This is a genomic window from Streptomyces sp. NPDC104309 (assembly GCF_055584025.1).
In genome coordinates this window covers 1-14,404 of the sequence record NZ_JBVJMV010000043.1, presented here as the reverse complement: position 1 = coordinate 14,404, position 14,404 = coordinate 1, and the positions used below count along the sequence as shown (strand labels likewise).

Sequence of the window (14,404 nt, the reverse complement as noted above, 5' to 3'; positions counted from 1 at the left end):
CCATCGCATCCGCAGCCCGACAACACGGAAGCCGGAGCCTCGCCCGAAGGACGGCGCCACCGGATCCGCGCCGCGTCGCGCCAGGCGCTGCGCGGCATGCCCCGCCCCGCTGTGCGGGACCCGGGCCTGCAGCACGCGCGGCCCGGTCAGCCGTACGAGCCGCGTGTGAACCCCGCACTGCAGACGTCCGCCGCGTACTCCTGGCGGATCCTCGCCGTGGGAGCGGTCGTGTACGCCGTCTTCTCGGTGCTCGGACGGCTCCACGAGGTGGCGGCGGCCGTCTTCCTCGGTCTGGTGGGCACCGCGTTGCTGCGCCCGGTTGCAGATCTTCTGGCGCGCCGGATGCCCCGGCCTCTCGCTGTCGCCCTCTCGCTGCTCGGCAGTGCCGTCCTCGTCCTCGGTGTTCTTTCCCTCGTCGGCGAGGTGGTCGCCGGCGAGCGCGCCGGGCTGGAGCGGGAGTTCGGGGACGGTCTCGGCCGCATCGAGCACTGGTTGGAGGGGCGGCCGTTCCGGCTGAACCCGGCGACGCTCGACGACATCAAGTCCCGGATCGGGGATTTCCTGTCCAGCCATCGTTCCACCCTCATCAGCACGGCCGTGACTGGCGTCGGGCGACTGGTGGAGGTGGTGACGGTGTTCGCGCTCGCGTTGTTCTGCTCGGTCTTCTTCATCCACTCGGGCGACCGGCAGTGGGACTGGTTCTGCGGCCAGCTTCCGCGGACCGCCCGCACCCGGGTCGCGATCGCGGGCCGTGCGGCGTGGCGCACGTTCACCGGGTACACGCACGGCATCCTCCTGGTGGCGGCGACCAACTCGGTACTCGTCGGTCTGGCCCTGTTCGCGCTCGGAGTACCACTGGCGCTTCCGCTGGCGCTGCTGGAGTTCTTCGCCGCCTTCGTTCCGCTGATCGGCTCGCCGATCGCCCTCGCGATCGCCGCGGTAGTGGCTCTGGCGTCGAAAGGTCCGATCGTGGCGGCCGTGGTCATCGCACTGATCGTGGTCATCGGCCAGATCGAGGGCCATCTGCTGCACCCGATCGTGATGAGCTGGGCGGTGCGCCTGCACCCGGTGGTCGTCGCACTCTCGGTAATCGGTGGTGCCATCGCGGCGGGGGTGCTGGGGGCGGTGGTGGCGGTGCCGCTCGTGTCCGTCATCTGGTCGGTCCATCAGGCGCTGCGCCGGGCACGCGAGTCCGCACAGGCGAAGGGCTGAGCGAGACACGGCGGCAGGCCGGGGGCGACCGGGCCCGGCCTCAACCGCTCTCCTTCCGGAACCACTTAAAAGACGCGGCGGTCCCGGCACCGGGCCCCGGCCGGGGAACCGCGCCGGACACGCCGGAAGGCGCGTCACTGACGCGTCTCCGGCCGTACCGCCGTCGCCGCCGACGCCTCCTGGGGTCGGCGGCACCGGCCGCCCGGTCCGAGGCAGGTCCCCCGCCCCGGCTCGCAGGGTCCTGCCTCGGACCGGGCACAGCCGCCGCCCGTGTCAACGGGGTGTCGCGTGCTGCCTCTTCACCACCAGGCCCTCGGGTGCCTCGATGTGCGCCGTACCGTCCGCGTCGACGGAGATGTCGAGCCGCCCACCCGCGACGTCGAGTCCCTCGACCTTCAGCGGCCGGTACGCCTCCGCGAACGCCGGCGCGACCGTAAGCGTTCCGCCGGGGACATCGGCGGAGAGACCGAGCACCGACTGGAGGATCATCACGGACGAGGCCGCCGCCCAGGCCTGCGGCCGGCAGGACGCCGGATAGGGCGAGGGCCGGGCGTCGGTCGCCGCGCCATGACCGGCGAACAGTTCCGGCAGCCGCGCCTCGAAGGCCGCCGACGCGGTCAGCAGTCCCTCGGACAGGGATGCGGCCGCCTCCGGGAACCCGGCCCTGACCAGGCCGTGCACCGCGATCGCGGTGTCGTGCGGCCAGATGGAACCGATGTGATAGCCGTACGGGTTGTAGGCCACGTGATCGCTGCTGAGGGTCCGCAGGCCATGGCCCGAGTCGAGGTCGGGCTCGCCGAGCCTGGCGGCCAGCAGGGCGCTCTCCTCGTGGTTGAGCAGGCCCGTACCCAAGAGATGACCGAAGCCCGAAGTGACCGAGTCGACCGGCTTCCTGTCCCGGTCGAGCGCCACGGCCGGGTACGGTCCCCGCTCGTCCTCCACCCAGAAGTGCTTGCGGAAGCGATCGCTCAGCCGCTCGGCCCACTCCTCCCACTGGTCGGCGCCGGGACGGCCGAAGGCGCGCAGCAGGTCCGCGCCACCGCGGGCCGCCTCGTATGCGTACGCCTGGACCTCGCAGAGCGCGATCGGGGATGCGGCGAAGCGTCCGTCGCGATACCGGATGGAGTCGCCGGAGTCCTTCCAGCCCTGGTTGGCCAGGCCCCGCCCGGTGTGGTCGATGTATTTCAGGAAGCCGTCCCCGTCCGCGCCGCCGTGGTCACGCATCCAGGCGAGGGCGGACTCCGCGTGCGGCAGCAGCTGTTCGACCTGCTCGGGTGCGAGGCCCCAGCGCCAGGAGTCGTGCAGCAGGGTGATCCAGAGCGGGGTGGCGTCGACCGTGCCGTAGTAGCAGGGCGGCAGGGAGAAGTTCTCGTTGAAGTCCTGGGTGGCGCGGCGCACTTCGTGCAGGATCTTGCCGGGCTGTTCCTCGGTGTCCTGGTCGGTCTTCGTACCTTGCCGCCGGGCCAGTGTACGCAGCGTGCCGGCGGCGAGTTCGGTGCCCAGCGGCAGCATCATACGGGCCGCCCACAGGGAGTCGCGGCCGAAGAGGGTGAGGAACCACGGGGCGCCGGCCGCCAGGAACTGGTCGGCGGGCTCCTCCGGGTCGGTCAGCCGCAACCGGTCGAGGTCGGCGGCCGACTGGCTCAGCCAGTGGTCGAAGCGCCGGTCGGCGCTGCGCAGTGCCAGAGTACGCCAGGGCAGGCTCTGCGCGGGAGGCGCGGGGAACTGGTCGCCGTCATCGCGCGCCGCCTCGCAGTCCAGTACGGCGGTCCATGACGAGCCCGGGGCGAGTGCGATGTCGTACTCCAGCCGTCCGGCGGCCGGGTCGACGGCCGCGGGCTCCGGGGAGCTGGTGAGGCGTACGGCGAAGCCGTCCCGGGACCAGTCGAGTCCGCTTCCGGTGGCGGTGGCGATGACCGGGTTCTGCACGTGTCCGGACTTGACGCGCTCGATCGGGGCGAGGTCCGTCCCGGCGGTGACGATCAGCCGGACACGGACGTGCTGCCGCCCCGCGTTGACGACTTCGAGGGTCTCCTCCAGGTGCCCGGGGGTGACGCGGCGACGCCGGTGCAGGGTGACTGCCGGGTCCGGCGTCTCCTCGCCCAGCCCGCGCAGCACACTGCGGAAGGCCGCACGGTCCGCTCCCTCGAAGGCTCCGCGCACCGGGGCGAGCGCGATTCCGTCCGCCGTGACGGTCAGCCGGGCAAGTGCCCTGCTGTCGCCGTGGTAGAAGCCGTCGGCCGAACCCTCGATCTGCCCGTCTTCGTGCGAGATCGCGAAGCTCGGAGCGTACAGCGTCACACAGGCGTCGTGCAGGAACGGCTGGAGGCCCTCGACCGACGGGGCGGCCTCCGCCTCGGAGTTTGTTATGTCGTGGGTCTTGACAGTGGTGTCCAACAGAGCAGAACCTCTCAGGCATTGGAGCGTTCCAAGAACCCTAACGACGACCTCAGGGCGTTGACAACGTTTTTGGAACGCTCCAATAATCTCGTAAGTTCGCACAACCGGTTCCGGAGACCCTCATGCCCCGCTCCCCCAACACCCCCGCGACCAAGGCCGCTTCGGTAACCCTGGCCACGGTCGCACGGCGGGCCGGGGTCTCTCCGCAGACGGTGTCGAACGCACTCAATTCGCCCGAACTGCTGCGTCCGGAGACCCTGGACCGAGTTCTGCGCACCATCGACGAGCTGGGCTATCGCCCGCACCGAGCGGCGCAGACCCTGCGCACCCGCTCCAGCAAGCTCATCGGGTACGGCATCCGTCCCACCGCTCCGGGCACCTCGGCCCCGGTCATGGACCGGTTCCTGCACGCCCTGTCCCAAACGGCCGACGAGGCCGGGTACCGGATCCTGCTCTTCGCCTCGCCCCCCGGCAGGGCGGGCCTCGACGGGTACCAGGAACTCCTGGACCTGCACAACGTGGACGGTTTCGTGCTGAGCGGCACCGACCGGGGCGACCAGCGCCAGGCCTGGCTGGAGAAGCGCGGGGTGCCGTTCGTGGGCTTCGGCCGGATGTGGTCAGGCCGGGAGATCGGCGACTGGGTCGATGTCGACGGCGCCTCGGGCACCGACGCCGCGGTCGATCATCTGGTCGGCCTGGGGCATCGCAGGATCGCGTTTCTCGGCTGGCCGCGTGGCTCCGGGGTCGGCGACGACCGCGCCATGGGCTGGCAGCGTGCCATGCGCCGGCACGGCCTGCCGGTGCGCGGCAGGCGCGCTCAGAGCGTCGATGACATCGCTTCGGCGCGGGCCGCTGTCGGACCGCTGCTCGACGCCGGTGCGACGGCCGTCATAGCCGCCAGCGACATGCTCGCGCTGGGCTGCTATCACGCCCTGCAGGAGCGACAAGCCGCGCCGGGCGCCGACGTCGCCGTCATCGGCTTCGACGACTCCCCCACGGCCGCGCTCCTGTCCCCCGGACTGTCCACCGTCGCCCAGCCACTGGAGGCCGTCGGCCGGGAATGCGTCCGGCTGCTGCTGGCCCGGATGTCGGACGTCGGCGCTCCGCCCGAACGCGTCCTGCTCGAGCCGTCTCTCGTCGTGCGTGACAGCACGTCCGCGTCGGACGACTGAACCACCCCCCAACGCCCGTTCCACGGGCCGTCTATTCACAGCGCGCCCTTCCCGGGCAGCTGAGCCGCAAGTCTTATCCCTCCTGGAGGAACTCATGGGAACCCGTACGGCCGTTGCCGCCTTCGCCACCTGCGCGGCACTACTGGCCGCCACCGGCTGCTCATCCAGCTTCGGCAGCGACAAGGAACCGGAGCAGGACAAGGCCGGCAAGCAGAAGCTGACGGTACTGATCGCCACCTCGGGGGACGCCGAGACCCAGGCGGTCAAGGCCGCCGCCGCCGCGTATGCGAAGAAGTCGGGCAACTCGGTCACGGTCGAGACCGCCAAGGACATGAACCAGCAGCTTGCCCAGTCCTTCGCCGGGCACAAGCCGCCGGACGTCTTCTACGTCAACTCCGACCAGTTCGCGAACTACGCCAAGGGCGGCTCGCTGTACCCGTACGGTGACCGGATATCCGACGCCGACGACTTCTCCCAGCAGCTGCGGACCTCGTTCTCGTACAACGGGAAGCTGGTCTGTCTGCCGAAGGACACCTCCACCCTCGGCCTCGCCATCAACACCGACCTGTGGAAGAAGGCCGGGCTGACGGAGAAGGACTATCCGAAGAGCTGGGAGGAGCTGAAGACCGTCGCGGACAAGCTCACCGGCAAGGGCGTCACCGGTCTGGTCACCAGTGACGAGTACCAGCGGCTCGGGGTCTTCATGAAGCAGGCGGGCGGCTGGCTCACCGACCCGAGCCAGAAGAAGATGACCGCCGACAGCCCGGAGAACGCCAAGGGGCTCGGGTTCGTCCAGTCCCTGCTCAAGTCCGGCTCGATGAAGTTCGCCAAGCAGGTGGACACGAGCTGGGGCGGGGAGGCGCTCGGCAAGGGCAAGGCCGCCATGACCATCGAGGGCAACTGGCTCGAAGGTGGCATGAAGCTCGACTACCCCGATGTGAAGTACGCCGTCGCGCCGCTGCCCGCTGGGCCGGCCGGCAAGGGCACCCTCGCCTTCAGCAACTGCTGGGGCGTCGCCGCCGACAGCGCGCACCGCGACGCGAGCGTCGATCTCGTGAAGTACTTGACGTCGGCCAAGCAGCAGCTCGCCTTCGCCGACGCGTTCGGTGTGATGCCGTCCCGGACCAGCGCCCTCAAGGCGTACGCCGAGAAGAAGCCGGCCGCCAAGGCCTGGGTGGACGGCAGCACCTACGCGCAGGGCCCCGTGACGATCGCCGGCTTCGACAAGGTCCTGAGTCAGTTCAACACTGATCTGCAGTCGCTGCGCACCGCCGACCCGAAGAAGATCCTCGCCGACCTCCAGCGCAACGGCGAACAGGCCATCGCGAAGGGCAACTGAGCCCCATGCCCAACCGCACGATGCGCGCGAGCGGTATCCCCCGCACGACCGGAACGCCCGGCGCACCTGACAGCGCACCCGGCGCAACCGGTACGACCGCGAAGGCTCGCGCCCGGCGCGCGGGCCTTCGCGGGGAGGGCACCTGGGGCTGGCTGTTCGTCAGCCCCATGGTGCTCGTCCTCGGCCTGTTCATGGTGCTGCCCATCCTGATGGCGCTGTGGGTGAGCCTGCTGCACTGGGACGGACAGTCCAACCCGTTCTCCGGCCAGGCCGATTTCGTCGGCCTGGACAACTACCGGTCGCTGCTCACGCAGGACGGACTGGACCGCACGCTCTTCGCGACCGCCCTGCGCAACAACGCCTATTACGTTCTGCTGACCGTCCCTCTGCAGACGCTGCTGGCACTGGGGCTGGCACTGATCGTCAACCAGAAGCTGCTTCGGGGGCGTGGCGCCCTCCGTACGACGTTCTTCTTCCCGTCGGTCACCAGCTCCATCGCCGTCTCCACGGTCTTCCTCTTTCTCTTCCAGGGCAGTGGAGCCGTCAACTCCATGCTGTCCTGGATCGGAGTCAAGGGACCGAACTGGTTCGCCGATCCCCGCGGGGTGCTGTCGCTGATCCTGGGCGGCCTGGGAATCGTCGACCCGGAGCGGCCCACCGGGATGCTGGCCGCTCACTCCACCATGGGCCTGTCGTGGTTCGAGTGGCTCTCGGGTCCCTCGGTCGCGATGTGCACACTCATCCTGCTCGCCGTGTGGACCACGTCCGGCACCTTCATGCTGATCTTCCTCGCGGCACTGCAGAACATTCCGCGGGAGCTGGAGGAGTCGGCCGCCATGGAGGGGGTCAACCGTCGCCAGATGCTCCGGTACGTGACGCTGCCCGCGCTGCGACCCGTGCTGTTCCTCGTCCTGACCCTGGGACTGATCTCCACCTGGCAGGTCTTCGACCAGGTGTATGTGATGGGTCAGGGGGCTCCGGGCAACACGACGCTCACGCCCGCCTTCCTGTCGTACTCCGCGGGCTTCGACGACGCGGACTTCGGGCAGGGCGCGGCGATCGCGTTCATCCTGCTCGCCCTGATCCTCGTCCTCACCGCGTTCCAGCGCTGGGCGCTGCGGGATCGTGGCGCACGCACCGGGAGGAACCGATGACCGCCGCCGGCACGACCGTACGCGACCGGGCTCGGCGTTCCTCTCGCCGTCCCGCGTCGCGCGACCGGGCACGCCCCGTCCTGAGCCGTTTCCCGCTGCCGTGGCGGTTCGCGGGGTATGCCGCGGTGCTGGGGCTGGGTCTGCTCTATCTGCTGCCGTTCGTTCTCCAGTTGGTGACCGGCTTCAAGACGGACCCGGACGCGGCCACGCATCCGCTGGCCCTGATGCCCACCACTCCGACCACGGCCGCGTACCAGCGGCTGTTCGGATTGAGCCAGTCCGGCGGGGATGTGCCGTTCCTGCGCTGGCTGGGCAATTCGGCGCTGGTGGCGGTGCTGGTCACCGCGGGCCGGGTGCTGTTCGACTCCATGGCGGGGTACGCGCTGGCGCGGCTGCGCTTCCGGGGCCGCTCGGTACTGTTCGGCTTCGTGCTCGCGGTGATGGCGGTGCCCGGTGTGGCCCTGCTCATCCCGAAGTTCCTGGTGCTCAACACCTTCGGGCTCTTCGACACGTACGCCGGCATGGTCCTGCCGCTGCTGGTGGACGCGGCGGGCATCTTCATCATGAAGCAGTTCTTCGAGTCGGTGCCGCGCGAGGTCGAGGAGGCCGCGCGGGTCGACGGGGCAGGGGTGTTCCGGATCTTCTGGTCCGTCGTCCTGCCGATGGCGAGACCGGCGTTGATCACGTTGACGATCCTGTCCTTCCAGGGGTCGTGGAACGAGTTCACACACTTCCTCGTCAGTACGCAGTCCGGCCAGTACGAGACGCTCACCACGGGCCTGGCACGCTTCGTGTCGGGCGGACTCGGCGGCGGAACGCAGTATCCGCTGAAGCTGGCGGCCGCCCTGCTCTCCACCATCCCGGTGGCCGCGCTGTTCTTCTGCTTCCAGCGCTACTTCGTGAACGGCGCCAACGCGGGCGCGGTCAAGGAGTGATGTCCGGCGCCGTCGGTCTCCGACGGCGCCGGGCCCCGCTCGCCGATCCGACCTGGTCCGAACGAAAGACCCCAAGGGCTGTCCCGTGATCCGTGGTGGATCAGCGCGCGGCGTCAGACGCGTTGCATCGCAAGGCGGAGGGACGTCCGCATTCTGGATGCATGCGGACGTTCCGACAACGCGGCGAGGATGGGGCCTCCTCTGTTCGAGCGCAGCCGAGAGCTTGGGGAAGCAGCTGACGCCGCGCGCCCGCGAGGGATGACGGGACAGCCCTTAGACTCGGCGGATGGCGAAGTATTTCGACGTGCATCCCGAAAATCCTCAAGCGCGCACCATCCGCACCGTGGCCGACAGCATCCGATCGGGCGCGCTCGTCGCGTACCCGACGGACTCCTGTTACGCGCTGGGGTGCCGGCTGGGCAGTCGGGACGGCATCGGCCGGATCCGGTCCATCCGGAACCTCGACGATCGTCACCATTTCACCCTCGTGTGCCAGAACTTCGCCCAGCTGGGCCAGTTCGTGCATGTCGACAACGATGTGTTCCGTGCGATCAAGGCGGCGACGCCCGGTCGTTACACCTTCATCCTTCCGGCGACGAAGGAGGTGCCGCGCCAGTTGCTGCACCCGAAGAAGAAGACCGTCGGAGTCCGGATTCCCGACCATGTCGTCACCCAGGCCCTCCTTGCCGACCTCGGTGAGCCGCTGCTGTCCAGCACCTTGCTCCTGCCCGACGAGGACGAGCCGCTGACGCAGGGCTGGGAGATCAAGGAACGGCTCGACCATGTGGTGGACGCCGTGCTCGACTCGGGCGACTGCGGCACCGAACCGACGACGGTCATCGACTTCTCCGGCGGCGAACCCGAGATCGTACGCCGGGGGGCGGGCGACACCACAAGGTTCGAATAGCGGTACGGAGGCGATGAGGCGGCCGGAGCGGGCCGGGACCGGACCGCCCGGCACGCACCGTGCATCCGGTTCCCCGGCATCCGGGGGCGGCACGGCGAGCACCGCGGCGTTCAGCACCGGATCCGCCCGTACGACGGCCGCCGCACACGGCCGCCCGTCCAGGAGCCGGACCGGCACACGCTCGTACGGTCGGCCCCGCCCGTCGGGCACGACATGCCGGGCTGCCGTCCGGAATCGAGGTTGTCGGACGCGCTTTCCGGGAGGACCTGTGCCTGGCCGCGGCCCAGGCGATCGAGGACCGGCTCGGCGTGTTCACACCGGTCGATCCGCGCGTGGGCCCCGGAGGTCGCCCTCAGCCGTGAGCGGTCGGCGTCGGCGACGTCGGTGATCAAGCCTGCTCTCTGCCTATACGCGCGGCATGGTGGTCAGGAGCAGGTCGACGCCCGCCTCGCCGCATGGTTGTTCAGGGGACCTCTCCCGGCCCTGCTGTCACTCGTGCCCACGTCGTGCCCCTCCCCGCCCAACGCACCCGGCGGGCCTGCTCCGTGAACGTCTCCCCTGCCGAACGGCGGAGATCGACTGGTACGAGTTTCCGGAAAGGGAGTCCGTGTCAAAGGTCTCCTCATCCACACTCGAACCCATGACGGGTGACAGGCGCAGGAGGCAGGGGAGCTTACGGCGGCGGCTCGCGGCCGTGATGTTGGCGGTGGCGGTGGGATGCGCGCCTGTTCTGGTCGGGCCGCCAGGGCACGCGATCGCCCAGCCGGAGGCCGTTCGCCAGTCGAAACCGAAGATGCCCGACGACTGGGTGGAGATACCGACGTACGACAACCCGATCACGCAGATCGGTTACGACGCCCGGAAGGCCCGGTACAAGGGCAGTCCGGGCGACTGGGGCCGCAACATGGCCGTCGGTTTCGCCGACGTGACCTCCCTTTTGGCCGAGGAGGGAAGAGCGAAGCTCCAAGAGAAGTACGGACCGTACGAGATCCGGGAAGCCGCGGCCGACCCCGACCTCTTCGCCGCGCTGGGTCTGGATCCGGGCATCAAGGCCCTGCTGGTGATACCCAAACTCAACGCTCCGAAAGGGGATCACTCCGAGGAGGAGATCTTCCAGGCTCTTGAGGAGAGAGACGTCTCTCCGGACCTGCTGGTGGCACTGTGGTCGGAACGCTCACCGTGCGCCACCGTGTGCGCGCCCCAGATCAAGAGTCGCGCGAAGAACGCCAAGATCTTCTTCTCCGTGAAGGACAAGTCCTGGCGCGGCGGCAGTGTGAAGGCGGTGGAGCGCTTCATCGTGCGTGCTCTCACGGACAAGGCCGACCGAATGGCGCAGAGCACGAAGTCACCGTCACAGGAACGGGATGCGGCACTCCAACGGCAGAAGGAGGCCGCCACCGCCTTCACCCACGGGGAGGCCGCCACCGATTGCTCGCTCGGCTCGCAGAGTCTGGGCCGCAGCGCGATCACCTTGACCGCGTTCAGCCGCCCGTGCCCGCCCGAGGGACCAACGTCGGCCCTGGCCAGGATGCTCGGCCGGCCCGATTCCAGTCCCGGTGGAATCGACTTCTCCACCCTGGAACTGCGCTACATGGCCGACACCGGCTCGGCGAAGACCGGTCTGAGCTACTCCTTGAGTGCCGTTCCTGTCGCTCCCGTCGCCACCGGAAACGATGACAACAGCCGGTCGGACGGCGTGAATGCCGTGCGCGAGGCCTCGGATGCGTTCTTCGTGTGGCTGACGCTGCCGACGTCCACGTTCTGGGTGAATCTCAACCCCAGCGAGCCCCGGCGGATCGTGGACGACGCTCTCGGACGCACGGATGCCGGGCGCGTGCTGCTCCAGGCCGACCTGCGCATGAAGAAGACGATCGCCCAGCTGATCCACCCGGACAGCAAGCTCGGGGCCCGCTACTGGAAGCAGCTTCGCGGCACGTGCATGTCGATGCGCACCTGGATCGTGCCGGCACCGGCCGAGGTGCATGAGTCATCCGATCAGCTGTACATCCTGGATGCCCCGCTTTCGGTGAAGATGGAGACCCAGTACCTCAACGCGCGAAACCCGCTCGGTGCCCACCAGGCCGGCGCGTGCTCGCAGCAGGAGAAGTCCGTCGAGGCGCACAACGAGTCCGTCTTCCGCAGCATGATCCTGCCCCGTGTGGAACGGGCCGTGAACACCGCTCCGGAGTACGCCTCGCTCCGGCGCGTCTACCGCAGTCGGGTCGCGGCCGAGTGGTACCGCCGGATCAGTGAGCAGAAGACCACCGCCTATGGCGGGCTCATCAACCTGGGTGACGTCGGCGATTGGGCCACCCACACCTCGTGGAAGCCCGTCGACACCTTCAATGACTACGTCGACTCCTACACCAAGGGCGAGTTCAAGGTGACGCACCGGACCAGGAAGGGCAACACGATCTACACCAACACCTATGTGTTCGGCGGCGTCGACCTGACCAAGGTGCCCTTCCGTAAGGTGGCGGACAACGAGTTCAAGGCGAAGTGGCCCAGGATGCCCGAGCGTGTCGACCAGTCATGGGACATGCCCGTCTCCGACACCGGATCGGTCTGGCTGGGCGGTGGTGGCACCTCTCCGTCGGAGGCGCGGCAGGCCACCGAAGGGGGATCGGGCCTCAGCTGGTCCTCCATCGGCCCCGAACTGCGCTGGGCCACGCCGGTCGTTGTGCTGGCCGTGTTCCTGCTGCTCAGGCGTCGGCTGCGCCGTTCCGAGCGGTTCCGTGCGTGAACGGGAGGCCGATGGTGGCGGGGCGGCGGCCGGCTCGGCCCGTGATCCGGTCGCCCGGCTGGTGGAGGCCGCCGGTGGTGGCTCCCTCGTCGTGGAGGAGCGCGTCGGCGGCGGAGGCGAGCAGCACTCCCGGGTACATGAAGGTGCGCAGCAGTCCGGCCGAGGAGTCCATACGTGCGGGATCGGGGACGCCGCTGCCGAGACCGTCGTGCGCCGACACGAGGAGGTGCGCCCCGCTCGGGGGCGCACCTCGCTCCACGTCGTCGCGACCCCGGACGGGTGAGCGCGTCGTCCGGGGCCATACGGACGAACCGACCCGGCTTGACGGCTCGCCGATCTCGCATCGGCGGCCGAAGAGTTCCTCGGCCGGGACCGCTACTCCACGGTGATCGCCTGCACCGGGCAGACGCGGGCGGCCTCCTTGACCATCGGGTCCGTCACGTCCTCCTCATGGCCCGGCAGCAGTTCACTGAGGCCGTCGTCGTCCTGGGTGAAGACCTTCGGCGCGGTCAGCGCGCACTGGCCGGCACCGATGCACACATCCTTGTCGATACTGATCCGCATCACCGCGGCATCCTTTCCGGGAAGGGGCCCGTCACCAGGCCACGGGCAGTTCCAGCATGCCCTGGATCGTGTCGCCCGGCTTGAACGGGATCTCGTCGACGGGTGCCGCCAGGCGTAGCTCCGGCAGCCTGTCGAAGAGGGTACGCAGCGCGATCTCCAATTCGGCGCGCGCGAGGTTCTGGCCGAGGCACTGATGGATCCCGAAGCCGAAGGCGACATGGTGGCGCGACTCCCGGCCGAGGTCCAGTTCGTCCGGCGTCGCGTACACGGTCTCGTCCCGGTTGATCACCGAAGTAGCCAGCACAACGCCGTCACCTGCGCGGATGGTCACCCCGCCCACCTCTATGTCCTCCATGGCCACCCGTGAGATGGCGTCGGCGATGGACAGGAACCGCAGCAGTTCCTCGACCGCGGTGGGCATCAGATCCTCGGACGCACGCAACCGGTCGAGCTGGTCCGGGTACTGGAGAAGGGTGAACGTTCCCAGGGAGATCATGTTCGCGGTCGTCTCGTGGCCCGCCACCAGCAGGATCTCGGCCAGCTGGACCAGTTCGTCACGGTTGATGGCTCCGCTGTCGAGCTGCTGCGCGATGAGCTCGTCGAGCAGACCCTCGCCCGGCTCGGCCCGCTTGCGCCCGATCAGTGTCCGGAAGTACGCGTCGAGTGCGGCCCGCGCGTCCTCGACATCCGCGGCTCCCGGGCCGCGCAGCAGCCTGCGCGACTGGGACTCGAAGAATTCGTGGTCGGCGTACGGAACGCCGAGGAGCGAACAGATCACCATGGAGGGAACGGGCAGCGCGAAGGCACTCACCAGATCGACGGGCGGCCCCTGCTCGATCATGGCGTCCAGCAGCCGGTCCACGGTCTCCTGGATCCTCGGCCGCAATGCGGCGGTCCGCTTCACGGAGAAGCTCGGGATCAGCATCCGGCGCCGCTCGTTGTGCTCGGGGTCGTCGACGCCGAGCAGTTCGACGCGACGCTTGGTACTCCGGGCCAACCGCTCCGTGACCATCGGGAACGCGGGATTCTCCCGGTCGGACGAAAGCCGCTTGTCCACCAGCAGCGCACGTGCCTCGGCATGCCCGGTCACCAGCCACACCCGGCGGCCGTCGAAGAGTCTGGCCGGGGTCAACGGCCGGTGCCCGTCGTCCTTGGGCCGGTACTCGCTCGGCGGGTGGTACGGACAGGTGCGGTCCTGGGGGAAGGAGACGGTCTCGGTCTCTGCCATGGCGGGCCTCGCAAACGGGATGGAGGGGGTCCTACCGATCTCCCTCCACTAGATGCCTCAGTCACCTAAATGGTCTACGCGATGTTCGGCCAACTCGTCTCGGAGGCATCCCCTCCGCTCCGGACCCACGGTTCGTGGGCGGGCTCGGGCGACACCCCTCGCCCGGGTATGCCGTTCACCGGAAGCCTAACTCCGCGACATGCGTCCCGCCCGGGAGCCGCAGAGGGACCCGGTCATGGCCGGGAATCGCCCTGGCGCACGCACGCGCACCGGAGCGCGGGGCGCGGACGCGTGTGGCGGATGTGACCGCCCCACGGTGCCAGGCGCCCGGAACACCACCTCGAACGCCGCGGTCGAGGACAAGAGGCAGCGCGGACCGGCGGCCACCACGGCGGCTGCGACTCGGACCGCATCCGGACCGCCCACTCCCCTCAGCCGGGTCCGTGGCGCAGACACGCGAATCGGGGTTGCGCGCAAGCGTCACGCCCTGATCCGCCCGCCCTCCCGCGCGTGCCTCAGAGCGTCTCGCCCACGTCCTGACGGCGAGGTCGGCCGACAGGCGCGCCGCACTTCCCGAAACATGCCGACTTCCCGTCAAGTGGCATGCCGAAGGACCGGCGTGGGCAGCGTCGGTGCTGCCGTGCCGGTCCTGGCTGGCGGGTGGGGTGTGGAGTCCGCGGATCAGTAGGCGGAGTTCACGTTGTCGATCGAACCGTAGCGGTGGGCGGCGTAGTTGGCGGCCGCGGTGAT

11 protein-coding genes and 1 pseudogene are annotated in these 14,404 nt (G+C 69.3%); 7 read left to right on the top strand and 5 right to left on the bottom strand.

Annotation, left to right across the window (positions count from 1 at the left end):
• Window positions 1-96: 96 nt before the first annotated feature.
• Entirely contained in the window at window positions 97-1,212 is a 1,116-nt protein-coding gene (locus ACZ68L_RS37640; protein ID WP_469586906.1) for an AI-2E family transporter, read from the top strand.
• A gap of 273 nt (window positions 1,213-1,485) precedes the next feature.
• On the opposite strand, the gene ACZ68L_RS37635 is transcribed toward ACZ68L_RS37640, so the two are convergent.
• Window positions 1,486-3,609, bottom strand: a complete 2,124-nt coding sequence (locus ACZ68L_RS37635) for an amylo-alpha-1,6-glucosidase (protein ID WP_469586784.1) — start codon at window positions 3,607-3,609, stop codon at window positions 1,486-1,488.
• 125 nt (window positions 3,610-3,734) lie between these two features.
• Between ACZ68L_RS37635 and ACZ68L_RS37630 the strand changes: the two genes are divergently transcribed.
• The 6 genes from ACZ68L_RS37630 to ACZ68L_RS37605 all read left to right on the top strand — a co-directional run bounded on the left by ACZ68L_RS37630 (window position 3,735) and on the right by ACZ68L_RS37605 (window position 11,862).
• The gene (locus ACZ68L_RS37630; RefSeq protein ID WP_469586782.1) at window positions 3,735-4,784 is read left to right on the top strand and encodes a LacI family DNA-binding transcriptional regulator; all 1,050 of its coding nucleotides are present in this window, start codon (window positions 3,735-3,737) and stop codon (window positions 4,782-4,784) included.
• 94 nt (window positions 4,785-4,878) lie between these two features.
• Window positions 4,879-6,123, top strand: a complete 1,245-nt coding sequence (locus ACZ68L_RS37625) for a sugar ABC transporter substrate-binding protein (RefSeq protein WP_469586780.1) — start codon at window positions 4,879-4,881, stop codon at window positions 6,121-6,123.
• Window positions 6,124-6,128: 5 nt separating this feature from the next.
• Window positions 6,129-7,277, top strand: a complete 1,149-nt coding sequence (locus ACZ68L_RS37620) for a carbohydrate ABC transporter permease (RefSeq protein WP_469586776.1) — start codon at window positions 6,129-6,131, stop codon at window positions 7,275-7,277.
• Window positions 7,274-8,212, top strand: coding sequence for a carbohydrate ABC transporter permease (locus ACZ68L_RS37615; RefSeq protein WP_469586774.1), 939 nt, complete (start codon window positions 7,274-7,276; stop codon window positions 8,210-8,212). The genes ACZ68L_RS37620 and ACZ68L_RS37615 overlap by 4 nt, the downstream gene beginning before the upstream one ends.
• A 286-nt stretch (window positions 8,213-8,498) precedes the next feature.
• On the top strand, window positions 8,499-9,119 hold the full coding sequence (locus tag ACZ68L_RS37610; RefSeq protein WP_469586771.1) for an L-threonylcarbamoyladenylate synthase: 621 nt from the start codon (window positions 8,499-8,501) through the stop codon (window positions 9,117-9,119).
• A gap of 640 nt (window positions 9,120-9,759) precedes the next feature.
• Window positions 9,760-11,862, top strand: coding sequence for a nucleic acid/nucleotide deaminase domain-containing protein (locus ACZ68L_RS37605; RefSeq protein WP_469586768.1), 2,103 nt, complete (start codon window positions 9,760-9,762; stop codon window positions 11,860-11,862).
• Here the strand turns inward: ACZ68L_RS37605 and ACZ68L_RS37600 are convergent.
• From ACZ68L_RS37600 to ACZ68L_RS37585, 4 genes and pseudogenes are all read right to left on the bottom strand, one after another.
• A complete protein-coding gene (locus ACZ68L_RS37600; protein WP_469586765.1) occupies window positions 11,822-12,082 on the bottom strand; it encodes a hypothetical protein in 261 nt (86 codons plus the stop codon). The genes ACZ68L_RS37605 and ACZ68L_RS37600 overlap by 41 nt on opposite strands.
• 155 nt (window positions 12,083-12,237) lie before the next feature.
• Window positions 12,238-12,426, bottom strand: a complete 189-nt coding sequence (locus tag ACZ68L_RS37595; RefSeq protein ID WP_361453669.1) for a ferredoxin — start codon at window positions 12,424-12,426, stop codon at window positions 12,238-12,240.
• Window positions 12,427-12,457: 31 nt separating this feature from the next.
• The gene (locus ACZ68L_RS37590; protein ID WP_469586762.1) at window positions 12,458-13,654 is read right to left on the bottom strand and encodes a cytochrome P450; all 1,197 of its coding nucleotides are present in this window, start codon (window positions 13,652-13,654) and stop codon (window positions 12,458-12,460) included.
• A 681-nt stretch (window positions 13,655-14,335) separates the two neighbouring features.
• Window positions 14,336-14,404, bottom strand: a pseudogene (locus tag ACZ68L_RS37585) (transglycosylase SLT domain-containing protein); the annotation flags it as partial.